This window comes from Nonomuraea insulae, assembly GCF_042656245.1.
In genome coordinates this window covers 49,797-69,793 of the sequence record NZ_JBHSPA010000036.1, presented here as the reverse complement: position 1 = coordinate 69,793, position 19,997 = coordinate 49,797, and the positions used below count along the sequence as shown (strand labels likewise).

The 19,997-nt window shown below is 70.2% G+C and carries 11 protein-coding genes; 8 read left to right on the top strand and 3 right to left on the bottom strand.

What is annotated here, in order from left to right:
• The first annotated feature begins 158 nt into the window (after positions 1 to 158).
• Both ACFPZ3_RS30990 and ACFPZ3_RS30985 read left to right on the top strand, forming a co-directional pair.
• Positions 159 to 1,100, top strand: coding sequence for an RNA polymerase sigma-70 factor (locus ACFPZ3_RS30990; protein ID WP_379517819.1), 942 nt, complete (start codon positions 159 to 161; stop codon positions 1,098 to 1,100).
• Between the two features lie 81 nt (positions 1,101 to 1,181).
• Entirely contained in the window at positions 1,182 to 2,360 is a 1,179-nt protein-coding gene (locus ACFPZ3_RS30985; protein ID WP_379517818.1) for an NAD(P)/FAD-dependent oxidoreductase, read from the top strand.
• Here ACFPZ3_RS30985 and ACFPZ3_RS30980 read toward each other — a convergent pair whose 3' ends face one another.
• The gene (locus tag ACFPZ3_RS30980) at positions 2,361 to 4,421 is read right to left on the bottom strand and encodes a glycoside hydrolase family 99 protein (protein WP_379517817.1); all 2,061 of its coding nucleotides are present in this window, start codon (positions 4,419 to 4,421) and stop codon (positions 2,361 to 2,363) included.
• A gap of 8 nt (positions 4,422 to 4,429) precedes the next feature.
• Positions 4,430 to 7,240 carry a carbohydrate-binding protein gene (locus ACFPZ3_RS30975; protein ID WP_379517816.1) on the bottom strand — a complete coding sequence of 937 codons (2,811 nt, stop codon included), beginning with the start codon at positions 7,238 to 7,240 and terminating at the stop codon, positions 4,430 to 4,432.
• 422 nt (positions 7,241 to 7,662) lie between these two features.
• Here ACFPZ3_RS30975 and ACFPZ3_RS30970 point away from each other — a divergent pair, with 422 nt between their 5' ends.
• From ACFPZ3_RS30970 to ACFPZ3_RS30960, 3 genes are all read left to right on the top strand, one after another.
• Positions 7,663 to 10,782, top strand: a complete 3,120-nt coding sequence (locus ACFPZ3_RS30970) for a glycosyl hydrolase family 95 catalytic domain-containing protein (RefSeq protein ID WP_379517815.1) — start codon at positions 7,663 to 7,665, stop codon at positions 10,780 to 10,782.
• 43 nt (positions 10,783 to 10,825) lie between these two features.
• Entirely contained in the window at positions 10,826 to 12,478 is a 1,653-nt protein-coding gene (locus ACFPZ3_RS30965) for a hypothetical protein (RefSeq protein WP_379517814.1), read from the top strand.
• A gap of 370 nt (positions 12,479 to 12,848) precedes the next feature.
• Positions 12,849 to 13,715, top strand: a complete 867-nt coding sequence (locus ACFPZ3_RS30960) for a protein kinase domain-containing protein (RefSeq protein ID WP_379517813.1) — start codon at positions 12,849 to 12,851, stop codon at positions 13,713 to 13,715.
• Here ACFPZ3_RS30960 and ACFPZ3_RS30955 read toward each other — a convergent pair.
• Entirely contained in the window at positions 13,712 to 16,456 is a 2,745-nt protein-coding gene (locus tag ACFPZ3_RS30955; RefSeq protein ID WP_379517812.1) for an ATP-binding protein, read from the bottom strand. The genes ACFPZ3_RS30960 and ACFPZ3_RS30955 overlap by 4 nt on opposite strands.
• A gap of 133 nt (positions 16,457 to 16,589) precedes the next feature.
• Here ACFPZ3_RS30955 and ACFPZ3_RS30950 point away from each other — a divergent pair, with 133 nt between their 5' ends.
• Genes ACFPZ3_RS30950 through ACFPZ3_RS30940 form a run of 3 tightly spaced genes read left to right on the top strand, consistent with a single transcriptional unit; the run spans position 16,590 to position 19,977 of the window.
• A complete protein-coding gene (locus ACFPZ3_RS30950; RefSeq protein ID WP_379517811.1) occupies positions 16,590 to 17,225 on the top strand; it encodes an SRPBCC domain-containing protein in 636 nt (211 codons plus the stop codon).
• Positions 17,222 to 18,502, top strand: a complete 1,281-nt coding sequence (locus ACFPZ3_RS30945; RefSeq protein WP_379517810.1) for an MFS transporter — start codon at positions 17,222 to 17,224, stop codon at positions 18,500 to 18,502. Before ACFPZ3_RS30950 ends, ACFPZ3_RS30945 begins: the two co-directional genes overlap by 4 nt.
• Positions 18,499 to 19,977, top strand: a complete 1,479-nt coding sequence (locus ACFPZ3_RS30940) for an MFS transporter (protein ID WP_379517809.1) — start codon at positions 18,499 to 18,501, stop codon at positions 19,975 to 19,977. The genes ACFPZ3_RS30945 and ACFPZ3_RS30940 overlap by 4 nt, the downstream gene beginning before the upstream one ends.
• Positions 19,978 to 19,997 lie beyond the last annotated feature (20 nt).

Sequence of the window (19,997 nt, the reverse complement as noted above, 5' to 3'; positions counted from 1 at the left end):
TAACGATTTGCGCACGAGCGCGAAGCGGATGGAGATCGCCAGGTCGAACTACCCGGCGGATGCGGTGCCGATCAGCCAGTGGGCCGATCGCCGGGCGGGGCCCGATCACGGGGTTGGGCCGGTGGACGATGGCTGCGCGTATGGCCGACCATAGGGTGATGTCACCGCGTACGCACGAGGCCGATCTGTTCGAGAGCTTCAGAGGCCGCTTGGAGGCGATCGCCTACCGCCTGCTGGGGTCGGCCGGTGATGCCGAGGACGCGGTGCAGGATGCGTTCCTGCGGTGGCATGCGGCGGACCGGGAACGGATCGAGACGCCCGAGGCGTGGCTGACGAAGGTGCTCACCAATCTCTGCCTCAACCAGCTGTCCTCGGCGCGGGCCAGGCGGGAGACCTATGTGGGACAGTGGCTCCCGGAGCCGGTCCTGGCCGGAGATCGCATGCTCGGCCCGGCCGACACCGCCGAGCAGCGCGAGTCGGTCTCCATGGCGGTGCTCACCCTCATGGAGCGGCTCTCGCCCAACGAACGCGTGGTGTACGTGCTGCGCGAGGCGTTCGGCTACACGCACCGCGAGATCGCGGAGATCCTCGACCTCACCGAGTCGAACTGCCAGCAGATCTACCGGCGGGCCAAGCAGCACGTCACCACCGACCGGCCCCGTACCGAGGTCGATGCGGCGGCCGCGAAGAAGATCGTTCAGGAGTTTCTCGACGCGGCCCTCAGCGGCGACACCGAGCCGCTGATCCGGCTGCTCACCGACGACGCGGTCAGCGTGGCCGACGGCGGTGGCCGGATTCCGGCCCGCAAGGGCCCGATCATCGGCGCGCTCGGTATCGCGCGCTTCCTGCGTGGCCTGTTCCAGCCGACCGACGCCAAGCGGGTCTTCGTCGGCGTCCCCGCCATTCACGCCGTCGTCGTCAACGGCGGTCCTGCCGTGCTGGTCGAGGCCGGCGGGCAGGTCTTCGGCGTCTTCTGCCTCGACGCGACCCCCGACGGCGTCGCGGCGCTCCACCTCCAGGTCAACCCCGACAAGCTGGAACGCGTCACGCGCCAGTGGGCGGCCACCGGACCCCATATCCCGCTCGTGGAGAAGTGGTGACCCACTTCACACTCGTTTCCTGTCAGGGATCGTGCGGCTGTCCGGTTCAGGAGGTGAGCGCAACCAGACAGGAGCGAAGCCATGAAGCACCGCATCGTCGTTCTCGGAGCCGGGTACGCGGGAGCCACCGCCGCCGGTCGCCTCGCCAGGCGGCTGCACCGCGACGACGTCGAGATCACTCTGGTCAACGGCGACCCCGAGTTCGTCGAGCGGGTGCGTATGCACCAGCTCGCGAGCGGGCAGGAGTTGCGGCACCGCCCGCTGCGCGAGGTCTGCGCGGGCACCGGCGTGCGGGTCCGGACGGCGCGGGTCACCGCGGTCGACGTGGACCGCAAGACCGTCGATCTGGCCGGCGAGACCCTCGGCTATGACACCCTCGTGTACGCCCTCGGCAGCACCATCGCCGACCACGGCGTCCCCGGTGTCGCCGAGTACGCCTGCGACGTCGCCGGGAAGCAGGCCGCCCTGCGACTGCGGGCACGCCTGAACGAGCTGAAGCCGGGCGGGACCGTGCTGGTCGTGGGCGGCGGTCTGACCAGCATCGAAGCGGCCACCGAGATCGCCGAGGCGCACCCGGGCCTCAAGGTCGCCATCGCCACCCGCGCCGGTGTCGGCGACTGGCTCAGCGACAAGGCCCGGCGTCACCTGCGCGGCGTCTTCGACCGGCTCGGCATCACGGTCCACGAGCATGCCGACATCACGCGCGTCGAAGCGAACGGCGTGGTCACGGGCGCGGCCGGGGAGATTCCGGCCCAGGTGACCGTGTGGACCGCGGGTTTCACCGTGCACCCGATCGCGGCCGCCACCACCCTGGAGGTGTCCGGCACCGGGCGGATCGTCGTCGACCGCACCATGCGCTCGGTCTCGCACCCCGATGTGTACGCCGTCGGCGACGCCGCGATCGCCGAAGGAGCGGGCGGCAAACCGCTGCGGATGTCCTGCGCCTCGGCACACCCGATGGCGTGGCTGGCCGGCGACGCCATCGCCGCGCGCCTGACCGGCCGCAAGGTTCCCGAGACCACGATCGGCTACACCATCCAGTGCATCAGCCTCGGACGCCGCGATGGCATCGTCCAGCGGGTGACCCCCGACGATCAGCCCACGTCCACCGTCGTCAAGGGCCGGACCGCCGCCCGCATCAAGGAGTTCATCTGCGCGAGCGCGGCCTGGGGCGCCTCCCACCCGACCTTGATGCTGCCGAGCCGCCGCCGCCACGTCGTGGCGTCCGGCGAGGTGAAGACTCACCTCGCCGGACGGTGATCAGTTCGACGCTACGGCCGATGCGATCGAAGGCTGAAACCGCTCCACCCAGTAGCGCGTGCGGTCCAGGTACGCGGTCTCGGCGGCGGCGCCGGTCTTGCCGTACGCGCCCTCGAAGCTCTGATAGCCGGACCTGGCGACGGCGGGCTCGATCACGCTGCCCTCGTGCCATTCGTTGAACGAGGTGATCGAGACCCAGTTCGGGGCGGTGTTGATGGCGTTGGTCCACTGCCTGTCGTAGGCGGCGCCGTTCTCGCGGGCCAGGGTCGGGGTCGTGTTGCCGGGGACGGCTCGGTCGTCGATGTAGCCGGGCCCGATCGACGGCGCCCAGATCAGGTTGTGCTGCTTGGCGTAGGCGGCGGCCTGCTGCCAGCCGGGCGCGGTGGCGCCGGCGATCGCGTCGTAGGTGTACAGGCCGGAGAAGTGCGCGATCTTTGAGGTGTCGGTGGTCTGGGCGAGCACGACGTTGGCGCCGGTGACCTGGTCGAGCGCCGTCCAGTCGGTGATCTTCAGGCTTTCGAAGACGTAGAACGCGTTGCGGAAGGCCGGGTGCGTGCCGTAGGTCTGGTTGAGGTACTGGACGTCGGACACGACCGACGCGGCGGTGCGGTTCGCGTACGGCTCGATGTGCCAGGCGACCTTGATGCCCTCGCGCTGGGCGGCGTCCATGACCCGGCGGGCCAGGTTGTCCTCGTAGCCGCCGCGGCCCCACCAGCTGTAGACGAGCACGCCCGCCCCCGACTGCCTGATCCAGCGCATGTGCTGGTCGATCGCGGCCGTGTCGCCGGAGTCGTAGGGGCCGAGCTTGGGGTAGAGATCGGCGCCGATGTCCGCGGGCGGGGTGCGGCCGCCCTGCTCCCAGTGCCGCCAGGCGCCGTTCACGGACGGGCTGCCGTACCAGGGGTAGTAGAAGACGTGCACGTTCGGTGAGACCGGCGCGGCGGCGGTGCTCAGGGTGAAGGTGTCGATGTCGAACAGGGCGCCGGCGCCGCCGGTGAAGACGAGGAACAACGGGCCGGAAGCGCTGCCGGTCAGCGTGGTGGTGACGGTCTGGAAGCTCTCCCAGCCACCCGTGACCGGGACGGCGACCGTGCCGAGCAGGGCGCCGGTGGCCGAGCCCGAGCGGATCTGTACGGTGCCGCCCGCGCCTCCGGAGGAGACCCGGGCGCTGAAGCCCTTGGCGTTGGCCGTGTTGACCTGCGAGTATCCCGCCCAGTCGCCGTTGTCGATGTGGCCGAGCGTCCTGCCGCCGCTGGCGGGCGTGTGGTTGGCGATCTGCACGCCCTGCCCGGAGGTGTACGCCTCACCCTCGATCGCGGACGGTGTGGCGGTCACGCCGGCCGCGTACTGGATGCCGCCGAGCAGGAGCTGCCGGAAATTTCCGTCACTGTATGACTCGATGGTGTGGCCGAGGCCGGTGTAGAACGACCTGCCGCTGCCCTGGCTGTGGTACCACGTGATGGGGTGGTCGGCCCCCATGGTGCCGCCGGAGTAGGTGCTCTCGTCGAGGGTCTGCAGCACCTTCACGTTGGGCCGCGGATTGGTGCGGTAGTCGTACCACTCGTCCGTGCGCGTCCACGTCGGGCCCAGATGCGCGGTGGCCGGGTGCGACCTGTCCTCGTTCCTGACCACGGCCTGCTGGATGGCCGGGTGGCTCTTGAACCAGGCGCCGACGAGCTGCCCGTAGTAGGGCCAGCCGTACTCGGTGTCGGCCGCCGCGTGCACGCCGGCGAACCCGCCGCCACCGTCCACGTACGACTGCAACGCCGCCTGCTGGCCGTCGTTCAGCACGTCGCCGGTGGTGCTGAGGAACACCACGGCCCGGTAGTTCGCCAGGTTGGCCGTGGTGAAGGCGCCCGCGTCCTCGGTCGCGGTGACGGTGAAGCCGTTGGCCGCGCCGAGGCTCCTGACCGCCTCGACGCCGGCCGGGATGGAATCGTGCCGGAAGCCGGCCGTCTTGGAGAAGACCAGCACCTGGTAGGCGGCGGCTTCGGCGGTGACGGCCGCGGGAGTGATCACGCACATGAGCAGAGCGAGGACGATTCCTAGGAAGTAACGCATCCCTGTGCCTACCTCGTGAGGGTGAAGGAGTCGACGTCGAACAGGTAGCCGGTGCCGCTGCCGGTGAACACCAGGAACAGCGGGCCCGTCGCGGTGCCCGTCAAGGTGGTGGTGACGCTCTGGAAGGTCTCCCAGCCGCCGGTCACCGGGACGGCGACCGTGCCGAGCAGGGCGCCGGTGGCCGAGCCTGAGCGGACCTGGATGGCGCCGCCCGCGCCCGCGGAGGAGACCCGGGCGCTGAAGCCCTTGGCGTTGGCCGTGCTGACCTGCGAGTATCCCACCCAGTCGGCGTTGTTGACGAAGCCCGCCGTCTTGCCGCCGCTGGCGGGCGCGTGGTCGGCCACCTGCACGCCCGAGGTGGACGTGTACGCCTCCGCCTCCACCGTGGTCGGGGTCGTACCGGTCTCGAACGTGAACGCGTCCAGGTCGAGCAGGTTCCCCTGTCCGGTCACGCCCTTGAACACGAAGAAGAGGGTCGTGGTGCCGGAAGGGGCGTTGGACAGGTTCGCCGAGGCGTTCACGAAGGTGTCCCAGCCGCCGGTGTTCGCCACGGTCACGGTGCCGAGCAGGGCGCCGGTGGCCGAGCCCGCGCGCACCTCGATCGTGCCGCCGGGCCCGCCCGACGACACGCGTGTGGTGACCCTGGTGGCGTTGCCGAGCGCGTACGGCTGGAAGGAGATCCAGTCGCCGTTGTCGGTGAATCCAACCGTCTTGCCGCCCTCCGCCGTGCCGTGGTCGGCGCTCTGGATGCCGGACTGGGCGCCGAAGTGCTCGGCCTGCCGGTGCCTGGGCTGCAACGTTCTGGCCTGGTGCGTGGTCAGGCCGCCCTTGTCGGTGTACTCGGCGTCGAAGACGCCGTAGATGTTGGCGGCGCTGTCGTGCTCGCCGTCCACCGGCACCGCGATCGAGCCCGTGCAGCCGGTGCCTGAGGTGATCGCGTGGTTGTGGCTGTCATGCCCGAGCAGGTACGTCACCTTGACCTTCGTGCAGTCGATCGTCCCGTCCTCCGGATCGGTGACCGTGACCGCGAACGGCACGGTGTCGCCGAAGGAGAACAACTGGCCCTGCGCCGGCTGGGTGAGCGTGACGGCGGGCGCGGTGTTGCCGACCGTGACCACCAGGCTCGCCGTGCCCGTCAGCCCCTGCGGGTCCCTGACGGTGAGCGTGGGTGAGTAGGTGCCGTTGGCGGTGTAGGTGTGCGACGGGTTGGCCTGGGTGGAGGTGGCGCCGTCGCCGAAGGTCCACGCGTACGTCAGCGCGCCGCCCTCGGGATCGGAGCTGCCCGCCGAGGAGAACGCCACGCTCAGCGGCGCCTGGCCGGAGGTCTTGTCGGCGGCGGCCTTGGCGATCGGGTTGCGGTTGGTGCCGCCGATGTACTCGATCCTGTACAGCGCCTGGTTGCCCCCGCCCGTGCCGTAGTCCAGCACGTAGAGCGCGCCGTCGGGGCCGAAGTCGGTGTCGATGATCTGCGTGCCCGTCCACGGGAACGCCTCGATCGTCCCGTACGAGCCGTCGGCCTTGACCTCGACGGCCTTGATCCACTGTCGCCCGAACTCGGCGGCGAAGTAGCGGCCGTCCAGCGCGGCGGGGAACTTGACGGCGGAGTTGAGGGCCGCGTCGTACCGGTAGACCTCGCCGCCCATCGGCGACTCGGAGCCGCCGCCGAACTCGGGTGGCGAGCCCGCGTCGCCCGCGTACCGGATCCAGCTCGGCTTGACGGGCGGCAGCGTGGGCAGGCCCGTGTTGCGGAAGGAGTTGTTCGCCGGGCCGCTCGCGCAGGCGTACTTCGCGGCTGAGGGGCCGCTGGGGAAGGTGTACTCGTTGTAGGTCTCGGTGGTGGTGTTGGTCCCGGTGCAGTAGGGCCAGCCGTAGTTGCCGGGGGCGGTGATCCGGTCGAACTCGACCTGGCCGCTCGGGCCTCGGTTCGCGTCGGTGACACCCGCGTCGGGGCCGTAGTCGCCCAGGTAGACGATGCCGGTGGGACGGTCGACCGACATCCTGAACGGGTTGCGGAAGCCCATCGCGTAGATCTCCGGCCTGGTCCTGGCCGTGCCCGGCGCGAACAGGTTCCCCGTCGGGATCGTGTACGTGCCGTCGGCCTGCGGCTTGATCCGCAGCAGCTTGCCGCGCAGGTCGTTGGTGTTCCCGCTGGAGCGCTGGGCGTCGAACTGCGGATTGCGGTCCGTGCGCTCGTCGATCGGCGAGTAGCCGCTGGACTCGAACGGGTTGCTGTCGTCGCCCGTCGTCAGGTACAGGTTGCCGGCGTTGTCGAAGTCGATGTCGCCGCCGACGTGGCAGCACTGGCCGCGATCGTTCGGCACCTGGAGGACGACCTTCTCGGTCGTCAGGTCGAGGGTGTTGTCCGCTTTCAGGGTGAACCTGGAGAGGTTGAGGTGGCCTTTCCACGACTCGAAGTCGGCGGCCGTGCCCGTCACGGGGGCGTCGCCCGCCGGGGTGGTGAGCTTGGGGGAGTAGTAGAGGTAGACGAAGCGGTTGGTGGCGAAGGCGGGGTCGGCGGCGATCCCCTGCAGGCCCTCCTCGTCGTGGGAGTAGACCTCCAGCTTGCCGGCGACCTTGGTGTTGCCGGCCGGGTCGGTGTACCTGAGCGTGCCGTCGCGGGCCGTGTGCAGGATTCCTCTGCCGGGGAGGACGGCCAGCGACATCGCCTCGCCGAGCTCGGCCGCGCCGGTCGCGAGCTGGACCTGCTGATAGTCGGCCGGCGGGATGACCAGCGCCGTCGCGGCGGCGGTCGTGGCGGTCGTGGCGGCGGCGCCGGGGAGCACCAGGAGTAAGGCCGTGAACAGGTGTGCTGCTGCCATGGTCTGTGGTTTCTTTCCTGACCTGGGGGGTTGAGTCAGGCAAGGCGCGCGCAGCTCCTTGCGCTTAACGTTTTGTACGGCGGATGGAGCTATTTCGCCAGTGTTTCGAAGTGGTTGCGATCGTGACACCGGCCAGATGCGCTGTCAAGACGGGTGATTTTTACAGTTGATGTACGAGAGTCAGTGCAGGTCAGCGCAAGGATCTGACAGTGATCGCGAAAATAGTGCAGCTAGCACACCTGGGGCCAAACATCGGAGGTATCGAGGCTCTCTTGCAGGTTAACCGACAAATCTGTGCAAATAGCTAGCGAGTTTGGGCAAATTTGTGGGGTTCTGTGCTGCCGGGGGAGTCGGCGCCCCTATTGACCAATGAATACATCCAATGTTAACTGCGCCTGACAGTCCGAACTCGGGAGATGTGCATGGTGAAGAGGTTGTTACGCTCCCTGCCCGCGTTGACACTCGTCGCCGGCCTGCTGAGCGCGGGCATGGCTTCGCCCACCCTCGCCTCGACGACCGACGCCGCCTTCGACCAGGCGGCCGGCGCGCTCAACGTGGACTACCAGGGATACCTGTCCAAGCACGACGTCGTGTACAACCGGCCCAACACCAACCCGCTCCACGGCCTGACCGTGGGCAACGGCCGCACGGGCGCCATGGTCTGGAACCAGAACGGGCTGACGATGCAGGTGTCGGGCGTCGACCTGGCACAGCAGTCCGCGTTCGCGGCGGGTCTGGTGAACCTGTCCTCCACCCCCGGAATGGACACCGGTTACTCCACCTACCAGCAGCGTCTGTCGCTCTACGACGGGACGCTGACCACCAGGTACGACTCCAACAGGACCGTCACCGTCCTCGGCTCGCCCAACTCCGAGGTGATGGGCATCCACGTCGAGGACACCCGTGCCGGGGTCTCCGGCGTGGCCCTGGATCTCAGCATGTGGGATCCGGCGACCGTCACCAACAGCGGCGACGTGCCGGACCTCACCACGTGGAAGACGATTTCCACCTTCGCCGACTCCGCGGGCGCCGGCCTGAGCCGGGGGCAGAGCGACGCCAACGGCTTCGGCTACACCCTGGCCGCCACCGTGGAGGGCGCGGGGTTCACCACCCAGGTCGTCGACGGCAGGAAGGTGCGGCTGAACATCACCCCCACCTCCGGCTACACGATCTGGATCACCGCCTCCAGCAGGCTCAACGCGCCCAACCGCGACTCGGTGGCGCAGGCCCGCAACCAGCTCGCCTCGGTCAAGAGCACCGGGTACGCCACCACGTACACCAACTACCGCAACTGGTGGCACTCCTTCTGGGGCAGGTCGTTCGTCCAGTACGCCAACGGCTCCGGCGACGCGGACTACATGGAGAACGTCTACTACCTCAGCACGTACATGATCGCGGCCGGCGGCTACGGCAGCTACCCGCTGCACTTCATCAACGGGGTCTTCCGCGCGACCCAGGACGCCACCAAGTGGAGCAACGCCTACTGGTACTGGAACCAGCGCGACGTCTACAACTCCTTCCTGGCCTCCAACCACACCGACCTGATGGACGGCTTCAACAGGCTCTACAGCCGCAACTACGCCGCGCTGAAGTCGTACACGCAGACCAGGTACGGCGTGGACGGGTTGTGGGTGCCGGAGACGATGGGCTGGGACGGCAACGCGCGCGGCACGGTGGGCAGCGACTACACCAAGAACATCCTGTCGACCGGCTACGAGGCCGCGTACAACATGTACCTGCGCTACCGGTACACGAACGACGTGAACTACCTGCGCGACGTCGCCTACCCGTACATGCGGGAGACGGCGAAGTTCTACTCGGCCATGTTGTCGCACGACAGCGCCACCAACACCTACTACATGGCCAACTCCAACTCCCACGAGACCTACTGGAACGTCCGCAACGCCATCACCGACCTGGCCGCCGTGCGCGCCATCTTCCCGCTGACCATCCAGGTCAGTCAGCAGCTCGGGCTGGACGCCGGCCTGCGGTCCGGCTGGCAGAACGTGCTGGACCACCTGGTGCCCTACTCGATCGCCAACGGCGCCTACCAGCCGCACCAGCCGCCGATCGCGCAGACCAGGAACAACGAGAACGTCTCGGCCGAGCTGATCTGGCCCTACGACATCACCGGCATCGGCTACGCCGACTACCAGACCGCGGTCAACACGTGGAACCAGCGGCCCTTCCCCTACGGCAACGTCTGGTCCAACGACGCGGTGCAGGCGGCCCGCCTGGGCCTCGGCGACCAGGCCTACCAGGGCATGAAGACCATGCTGCAGAAATACCAGAACTACCCCAACGGCATGACGAACAACACCAACGGCGTCTTCGAGTACCTCGGCGTGCACCTGTCCGCGATGAACGAAGCGCTCATGCAGAGCTACAACGACAAGATCAGGGTCTTCCCCGCGGTGCCGGGCGACTCGTCCTTCGTCGGGAAATTCACCCTGCTGGCCAAGGACGGCTTCCAGGTCAGCTCGGAACGCGAGGCCGGTGAGATCAAGTACGTCGGACTCAAGAGCCTGTACGGCAAGCAGGCCACGGTGGTCAACCCCTGGGGCACCCAGCAGGTGCGCGTGCGCCGGACCTCCGACAACGCCATCCTGACCACCGGTTCCAGCGCGGAGATCTCCTTCGCCACCGCGGCGAACACCGTTTACGTCGTGGAGCGCACGGCCAAGCCGCTCAGCTCCTACTCGCCGGCGCGCCTGACCGGCTCGGCGAACCAGAGCGTCAAGACGCTGAGCGGCACCAGCTCGGCCCTGGGCACCGGGTCGACGGCGAACCCGATGGTGAACGACACCGAGCTGACCTACGACGCCAACTGGTACCACACGACCGGCCGGGGCTACGGTGACCACAACGACGACACCCACCACAGCAACACCGTCGGCGCCACCGCCCAATACACCTTCACCGGGACCGGCGTCGAGTACCTCTCCGAGCGCAACGGCGACATGGGCAACGTGGACGTCTACCTCGACGACGTCTTCCAGGCGAACGCGAACCTGTACGTCTCCGGCGCCCGGCAGGCGCAGCAGGTGGTCTTCCGCAAGAGCGGGCTGCCCAGCGGCCGGCACACGATCAGGATCGTCAACAAGAGCACCGCCGTCGGCATGGTCGACGCCCTGCGGATCCTCACCACCACTCAGCAGGCGATCAGCCTGCGCTCCAGAGCCAACAACCTGTACGTCACCGCCGCCGCCGGCGCGCCCCTGATCGCGAGCAGGACCAGCGCCGGGACGGGCGAACAGTTCGACCGCGTCGACCTGGGCAACGGCAACATCGCGCTGCGGGCCAGGAGCAACAACCAGTTCGTGAGCGCGGAGAACGCCGGCGCCGCGGCCCTGATCGCCAACCGCCCCTCGGCCGGCGCCTGGGAGACCTTCCAGCTCGTCAACAACCCGGACGGCACGGTCAGCATCAAGGCCCAGGTCAACGGCAAGTACGTGTGCGCGGAAGGCGGCGGCGCGCAACCGCTGATCGCCAACCGCACGGCCGTCGGCCCGTGGGAGTCGTTCGACCTCGTCACCGGCTGACCGCTCTACCTTCCCGAACGACCCCTCGACACAAGGAGTGCACGTGACCGTCTCCCGCCGGGGATTCCTGGCCTCAGCAGCGACCGGATCGATTGTGGCCGCGGTGTCTTCCTCGCAGCTCCTTTCGGCGCTGACCAGCGCGGCGAACGCGGCCAGCCCGCCCGGTGACGTGGTGGGGAAGATCACGGTCGGCTATCAGGGGTGGTTCGCCTGCAAGGGCGACGCGGCCCCGATCAACGCGTGGTGGCACTGGAGCGCGAACAACCAGCAGCCGCCGTCGCCGGGCAACACCACGATCGTGGCCTGGCCGGACATGCGGGAGTTCACCCAGGCATACCCGACCGCCTACGCCGCTCTCGGCAACGGCCAGCCGGCCACCCTGTTCTCCTCCTACGACCAGCAGACCGTGGACACCCACTTCCGGTGGATGCGGGAGAACAACATCGACACCGCCGCCCTGCAGCGGTTCAACCCGAACGGCGGCGAAGGCGCCACCCGCGACGCGATGGCGCAGAAGGTCCGCACCGCCGCGGAGGCCAACGGGCGCAAGTTCTACATCATGTACGACGTCACGAGCTGGACCAACATGCAGCCGGAGATCAAAACCGACTGGCTGAACAAGATGTCCGCCCACACGGCCTCTCCCATGTACGCCCGCCAGAACGGCAAACCCGTGGTCGGAATCTGGGGATTCGGCTTCAACGATCCCGGACGCCCCTGGGCCCCCGCACCCTGCCTGGAGGTGGTGAACTGGTTCAAGGACCAGGGCGTGTACGTGATGGGTGGGGTGCCGACCTACTGGCGGCAGGGGATCAACGACTCCCGGCCGGGATTCATCGACGTCTACCGGGCCTTCCACATGATCTCGCCGTGGATGGTCGGCCGGATCAGCACGATCGCGGACGCGGACAACTTCTACACCAACCTGACCGTTCCCGACCAGGCCGAATGCAACGCCCGTGGCATCGACTACCAGCCGTGCGTGATGCCCGGCGACGTCACGCTGCGGCACCGGCGGCACGGCGACTTCATGTGGCGGCAGTTCTACAACGTCATCCGGGCAGGTTGCCAGGGCATCTACATCTCGATGTTCGACGAGTTCAACGAGGGCAACCAGATCGCCAAGACCGCCGAGACCGCCGCCTGGTTACCCACGAACTCCGGGATGCTGGCGTTGGACGAGGACGGCACCTTCTGCTCCTCTGACTACTACCTCCGTCTCACCGGCGACGGCGGGCGCATGCTGAAAGGCCAGCTCGCCCTCACCGCGACCCGCCCCACCCCTCCCGTGGGCGGCGGCGGCACAACCGGGTTCATCGCCCTGCGCTCCCGGGCCAACAACCGGTTCGTGACGGCCGCCGCCGGCGCGCCGCTGATCGCCGACGGCGCCTCCGCCGGAACCGCGCAGCAGTTCGAGCGGGTCAACCTGGGGAACAACGCCATAGCGCTGCGGTCCCGGACCGGCAACCAGTACGTCTGCGCGGAGGCGGCCGGCGCCCAGCCGCTGATCGCCAACCGGGCCGCCATCGGCCCGTGGGAGACGTTCACGCTGGTCACCAACGCGAACGGGTCGATCAGCCTGCGCGCCCAGGCCAACAACCAGTACGTCTGCGCGGAGGCGGCCGGCGCCCAACCGTTGATCGCCAACCGGGCCGCCATCGGCCTCTGGGAACAGTTCGACATCGTCACGACTTGATCGAAGACCAGCGGCTTATCATGACCTTCGGACCGCGAACGACGATTCCGTCGTGGTCCACGAGCCATCGAGCGAGATGTCGCGCCTGCTCGCCCAGATCCGCCGTGGACACGTCATCGGGTTCCGGACACCGCCATCGGCGGGACCGGCCCGGTGGCGAGCGGTCGGAGGGAGGGCGGAGTGTCCGGACCAGACCCGTCGGCCGCCCATGGCCCCGAACGGATCGGACCCTACCGGCTGCTCGGAGTGCTGGGTGAAGGCGGCCAGGGTGTGGTCTACCTCGCCCAGGCCTCCTCGAAGCGTGAAGTGGCCGTCAAGGTGCTGCACGATCGGCTGGCGGCCGACCCCCGGAGCCGGGAACGCTTCAGGCGTGAGGCCGATCTGGTCCGGCAGCCGCCTGGAGCGGCTGGCCATCACCACGCTGAGCGCGCTGGAGGTGATCCATCAGGCCGGAGTCATCCACCGCGACTTCAAGCCCAGCAACGTGATCATGAGCCCGGAGGGGCCGGTGGTCATCGACTTCGGCATCGCCCGCGTGCTGGAACAGACGACCTCCCATTCCGGCCCTGTGGGAACCCTCGCCTACATGGCGCCGGAACAGTTCAACGGTCAGGCGGCCGGCACGACGTCGGACGTGTTCAGCTGGGCCGCGACCATGGTCTACGCCGCCACCGGGCATCCTGCCTTTCCCGGCTCCACCACCGCGGCGGTGGTCGGCGCCATCGTGACCCGCGAACCGGACCTGTCCGGCGTACCGGACGCTCTTGGCTCGCTGCTGAGCGCGTGCCTGGCCAAGGATCCCGCTGATCGCCCCGCCATCCACGGCATGCCGGCCGGCTTCACGCGGGTCCGTGCCCAGCCCGGCAGCCGCCACGACCGGCCGGCCCCGCCTCCCGCACCCGAGACCACGCACGGCGAGGAGGATCCCGAACAGCTACCGGCGCCTGCCGGTTCTCCTCGCCGCCGTACGTCACGGCGCCGGAGACCGGCCGCGGTCGCAGGTGTGGTGGCCGTGGCCGTCTCCTTATCGGTGTGGTTGTGGGGCCCGCCCGAAACCTGGCCATCGTTCATCCCGTCACCCGCTGCCGAACCCTTCGGCACGTTGGTCGATGAGCCGTTCTCCGCCGGCGACCGCTGGATCGACGCGCTGGCGGTGGCACAGCTCGGCGACCGCCCGGTGGTGGTCTCCGCTGACGGCGCCGGCACGGTGCGGGTCTGGAGCCTAGGTCCGGCCTAGCCGCTCTCGTGCTCCCGCTGATCTTCCGTCGAGGAGTGGCAGCCGATGGCGCGGAGTTCCTCGATCGCCTCCTGCTCCCGGCCGGGCAGCAGGCGCAGCGTGCAGGCGCGCTCGAACCGGGCGTCGATCGACGTCCACCGTTCGACCGCCTCCGCCAGCGTGTCGGGGTCGCCGTGCAGGATCGCGCGGGTACGGGCCAAACCGGCCGCCGCCCAGGCGTTCTGCTCCGCGTACGGCAGGCAGGCGGCGAACCGGTCGGCGGCGTCGGGCAGGCCCGCGACGACGGCCAGCTCCGCGCCCGCGGCGCGCGCGTAGGCCTCGTACCAGCGGATGGAGAAGGGGGCGAACGCCCGCTCGACGAGCGCGGCGGCCTGGTCGTAGGCGCGGGTGTGGAGGGCGACCCGGGCGTCGACGAACGCGGCGAAGGCGGCCAGCACCGGTGTGGAGGCCGCATCGTCCGTCCTGGCCATCTCCAGAGCGCGCGAGCGCCACAGGCCGAACTCCCCGCTGCCCGCCAGCCCATGCGCCAGCGCCACGGCGGAGACCGCGGTCGACATCCACGAGCTGCGCGGGCTGCCGGCCTGATGCCAGGCCTCCCACATGGCGGGAGCCTGCCGGAAGACCTCCGGGAACCGGCCGCTCAGCGCGAGCGGCCTGATGGTCTTGGGGAGGGACAGGTAGGGATGCTCGCCGATGGGGTCCTCGCGGTGCGCCCGGCGGGCGACGGCGAGCGCGGCAGGCAGGTCGCCGACACACAGCTCGGCGCGTGCCGCGGAGTGGAAGGTGTCGACGATCTCGGCCGCAGCGGACGGCTCGTGTGCCGGCAGGTGTTCGATGAGCGTGAGCCGCTCCTGGCAGATCCGCTGGACGGCACGCATCCGGCCGGCTCGCGCGTTCGCGCGGGTGAGCACGTCCAGCGCGCCCAGCAGGACGATGGGGTCGCCGCACTCGCGGGCGCTGGCCGCGGCGGAGCGGGCCAGTTCCAGGCCGCCGTGTTCCCAGGCCCGGGCGATCGTCAGGAGCGCCGCGGTGCGCGGCTCGGCAGCGGCGGCCTCCTGGTCGAGCAGCGCCGAGAGGCGTTCGGAGGCCGGGCCGCTGTCGCCTTTGTAACGGTGGGCGACCACGAGGGCGGAGGCGAGCGTGGCGGCGCGCGGACCGGCCTGTCCGGCCTGTCCGGCCTGTTCTGCCTGTCCGGCCTGTTCCGCGGCCCGCATCAGCAGGCGGAAGGCCAGGGGTCCGTCGGCGATCGCGACGGCCGTGTCGGCCGCGCGCAGGAGGTCCTGGTGACCTGCCGCGGCCTCGCAGGCCCGGTCGGCGGCGGCCAGGTAATGGCCGATCGCCTCGCGATGGAAGCGCCGCGCGAAGGTCAGGTGCGCCAGCGACCTGGCCAGGCCGTGCGCCCGCGGGTCCGGGACGGCGGGGGTGTCGGCGAGTGTGGCCCGGAGATCATCGGCCACCAGGTCGAACTGCGGCTGCCAGGCGCCGTCGAGCCGTGATTCCAGTGCGGCCGCCGTGCCCGCCGCCCACCGCAGACGCAGCCGGAGGCTCTCCTCGGTCTCGCCGCCGTCCGCGAGCCGGTCGGCGGCGAAGGCCCTGATGGTCTCCAGCAGCCGCCACCGGCCGCCGCCCACCACTCCGGCCAGGCTCTTGTCGACCAGCCGGCCGATGACGTCGGCCACCGCGCTCGGCGGCGCGTCCGGCATGAGCGCCGTGGCCGCCGCCAGGTCGAACCCGCCCGCGAACACCGCCAGGCGGCGCAGCAACGCGCGTTCCTCCTCATCCAGCAGGTCGTAGCTCCAGCCGATGACCGCACCCAGCGAGCGGTGCCGTGACGGCCTGCCCCGGGCGCCCGACAGCAGCCGCAGCCGATCCTGCAGCCCCACGCGCAGGGCGTCGATCCCGAGCGCGGCGACGCGTGAGGCGGCCAGCTCGATCGCCAGCGGCAGCCCGTCGAGCCGGGCGCACACCTCGGCGATCGCCGCGGGCTCGGCGTCGAACGCCGGATCGATCGCGCGCGCCCGTTCCAGGAACAGCTGCTCCGCCTCCTCCGCCAGGGGCGGCACCGTGATGACCCGCTCACCGGCGAGACCCGGCCGCTCCCTGCTGGCGATCAGGATGCCGGCCTGGGGGCAGGCCGAGCGCATGCTCTCCACCAGATCGCCGACCTCGTCCAGCAGATGCTCGCAGTTGTCCAGGACCAGCAGCGACCGACCGAGCGCGAGCCGCTCGGTGACGACCTGTTCCAGCGGCTGGGGCGGACGTTCCGCCAGGCCGAGCGCGTCGGCCACGGCTCGCAGGACGAAACCCTCGCCGATCGGGGCGAGATCGACGAAAGCCCCGCCGGCGGGGAACGACGTCGAGGCCGTCTGCGCCACCACGGCGCCCAGCCGGGTCTTGCCGACGCCGCCCGGCCCCACCAGGCAGACCGGCGCGGACTGTGCCAGCGCCGCCAGCGCCTCCTGCCGTTCGTGCCGGCGCCCGATGAAGGAGGTGTGGCTGACCGGGATCGCCTCGATGTGCCCCGGCCTGGCTGACGGGGATGACCGGTGCCGGTTCATGGCCGCCAGGGCCGCGCGGTCGGCGACGCCGTACTTGCGCAGCAGCGAGGAGACGTGACTTTCCACGGTACGGACCGAGACCTGTAACCGGCGGGCGATCTGCGCGTTCGTCAGCTGCTCCGCCACCCCCGCCAGCACCTCGGCCTCGCGGGGCGACACCTCCCGCGGCTCGCTGCGAACCATGTGCCCATTGTGGCCTTCGTGTTTCTTCAGTAGCGAATCGGTGCTGACTCCGTGGTGGTCGAGTGATCTGCACGGATGTCCCCGCGTGGCCTGGCGGGCCACAGTCGCCGGTGACATCCACTGAGAGGTTCACATGATCGAACACGCCACGTTCGTGGCCCAGCACGTCTACGGCGTCCCACCGGTCGAGGTGTTCTCCGCCTGGGCCGACCCGGCCGTCAAGGCCCGATGGTCCAGTGGTCCCGCCGAATGGAATCCGCGGCTCGACCTGGATTTCCGGGTCGGCGGACTGGAGCGGTACCACGGCACCGAGGTGGGCGGCCCCGCGCACACGGTGCAGGCGCGCTACCTCGACATCGTGCCGAGCAAACGCATCGTCTACAGCTATGACGTCCTGCTCGACCAGGTGCGCATCCTGGTCTCACTGGCCACGATCGAGTTCGCCCGGGACGGGGCGGGCACCAGGCTCATCCACACCGAGCAGGTCGCCTTCTTCACCGCCGGGGACACCTCGCCGTTCGAGCGGCACATGACATACGCACTGGAGTCCCTGGCCACGGAACTGCGCGGCCAGACCGCCGCCTTCGACGGCACGCCGGCCTCCCAGCGCGGCCGGACCGCGGAGTTCGACGAAGGACTGCCGACGCTCCAGCGCGGCCGGACTGCGGCGTTCGACGAAGGACTGCCGGCGCCCCAGCGCGACCAGGCCGCCGCCTTCGACGACGGGATGCCGGACTCCCGCCCGGTCAGCGGATCCGCGCGGCCATGACCGCCGCCATTCACGCGGGGCGGCCTCCGATCGTCACCGGGGCGCTGCTGCTGCGGATGACCACCGTCGTGGCCTCGTCGATCGGGTTCTTCCTGCCGTTCGCCGTCGTTCCCGAGTACGCCGAGCGGTCGGCGGGCGCCACCGTCGCCGGCGCCGCGAACGCCGCCCTGCTGGTGACCACCGTGGCCGTCGAACTGGCCGCGCCGGCCCTGGTGGCCAGGCTCGGCTACCGGTGGGCGCTGGGGCTGGGCCTGCTCGCCCTGGGCGCGCCCACCCTCGCGCTGATGACGTCCTCGGACACCGCGGTCATCATCGCCGTCAGCGTCCTGCGCGGCATCGGTTTCGCGGTCACGGTCGTGGCCGGGGGCGCGCTCACCGCCGAACTCCTGCCGGCCTCGCGACGCGGTGAAGGGCTCGCGCTGGTGGGCCTGGTCAGCGGGGTCAGCGCGCTGCTGGCGCTGCCCGCCGGCACCTGGCTGGCGCAAACCGTGGGCTATGACGCGGTCTTCGCCGCGACCGCCGCCGTCCCCATCCTGTCCGTCCTCGCCGTCCCATTCCTGCCGGCCCGCCCGACAGCCACCGCACGCACAACCGGGCCCACGATCGGGCGCGTCGTGGAAGGAACCGCGGAAGGCGCTGCGGGAGGCGCTGCGGAAGATGCTGCGGAAGACGCGGCGGGCCGGGCCGGGGACGGCGCTGTGGGGGTTCTGGCCGGGCTGCGTTCGCCGATGCTGATGTGGCCGGCCGCGGTGTTCGCCGCGTCGGCCGCCGGCACCGGCATCCTGTGCACCTTCGTGCCGCTGGCCGTGCGCGGCGGACCCGTCTGGGTCGCCCCGGCCGCGCTGCTGGCCCAGTCGGCCACGGCGACGCTCGCCAAATGGGTCGCCGGCCGCGCCGGCGACCGGCGGGGGCACGAAGGGCTCATGCTCCCCGGCCTCGTCCTGTCCGCCGCCGGGATGGCCGTCGTCTCCATGACGCACTGGAGCGCGGGCGTCGTCATCGGCGCCGCCGTCTTCGGGGCCGGATTCGGCGTCCTGCAGAACGCGACCATGACCATCATGTACGGGCGCGTCCGCCCGGCCATGTTCAGCACGGTCAGCGCCCTGTGGAACGCCGCCTACGACAGCGGCATGGCCGCCGGGGCGTTCGCGGTCGGCCTTCTGGCCCCCATGACCGGCTATCCGCCGGCGCTGCTGATCGCCGCGGCCCTGATGGCGGTCGCCGTCACCCTCGTTCCCCGCGCCCGCACAGCCCTGCCCTCCATGGAGCCGAGATGACCCTGAACATGATCACACCCGTGAGCGACCGGCGCCGGCTGATCGCGCTCGCCGCGCTGGCGCTGCCTACCCTGCTGGTCGCCATCGACATCTCCGTCATGAACGCCGCGCTGCCGTCCATCGCCCGCGACCTGCGGCCCAGCGCCGCCGAGCTGCTGTGGATCACCGACAGCTACAACTTCCTCGTCGCCGGATCCATGCTCGCGACGGGAGCCGCCGGCGACCGGATCGGCCGCCGGCGGATGATCCTCATCTGCGCGGCGATCTTCGCCCTGGCCTCCGCCGTCGGCGCCTTCGCCACCACCCCGCTGCTCGTGATCCTCGCCCGCGCCGTCATGGGCGTGGCCGGGTCGGCCATCATGCCCGCCTCGATGTCCCTCATCGGGGTGCTGTTCACCGAGGACAAGTCCCGGGTGCAGGCGATGGGCGCGTACATGACGGTGTTCCTCGCCGGTATGGCCGTGGCCCCGTTCGTCGGCGGGTTGCTGCTCGCGCACTTCTGGTGGGGCTCGGTGTTCCTGGTCAGCGTGCCGGTCATGGCCGTCACCATGGCCATCGTGCCACGGCTGCTGCCCGAGTCACGCTCCGACCGCGCGCCCCGCGTCGACCTCGTGAGCACCCTGCAGAGCCTGGGGGCGGTCCTCGGGCTCGTCTACGCGCTCAAGGCCTGGGTCAACGACGGCGCGGACGCCTCAGCCTGGCTCACCCTGGCGGGCGGAATCATCCTCGGTGTCCTGTTCGTCCGGCGGCAGCGGCGGCTGGAGCACCCGCTGCTCGACCTGGCCCTGGTCCGCAACCCAGGAGCGGCCAGAACTCTGGCCGCCCTGTTCCTCACCTCGCTGATCATGGGCGGCAGCTCCCTGTTCTTCAACCTCTACCTTCAGGACGTGCAGGGCCTGACGCCGCTCGGCGCCGCCTGGTGGACGTTGCCGCAGATCGTCCTCATGATCGCCGCCTCCAACCTCGGCCCCTGGCTCAACCGCCGGCTCGCCCACCGCACGATCGTGATGTCGATGCTGCTGATCACGTCGCTCGGATTCATCCTGTACGCCGTCCTGCCCGTCACCTGGATCGGCCGTCCTCTGGCGGCAGCCGGCGCCGCCCTGGCCGCGTTCGGCATCGGAGCGGCGTTCCCGCTGCTCATGGACCGCGTCATCAGCGCCACACCGCCCGAGCGAGCCGGAGCGGGGGCGGCGCTGGCCCAGGTGAGCAACGAGCTGGGCATCGCGGCCGGCCTGACGGTCCTGGGATCCCTGGGCACCGTGGTCTACCGCGGCCGCCTTGACCTGCCGGACTCCCCGGCCGCCGTCAGCATCGTCGACGGCATCCGCGACGCCGCCGCGAGCGGCGACCCGCTTCTCCTCCAGGACGTCCGGGCGGCGTTCACCGACGCCTTCAACGTCGTCGGCCTCGTCGGCGTGGCCGTGCTGATCCTGGTGCTCCTCCTCACCAGAACCATGTCGAACAGGGCCTGACGCTGAACCCGGCCCTGCTC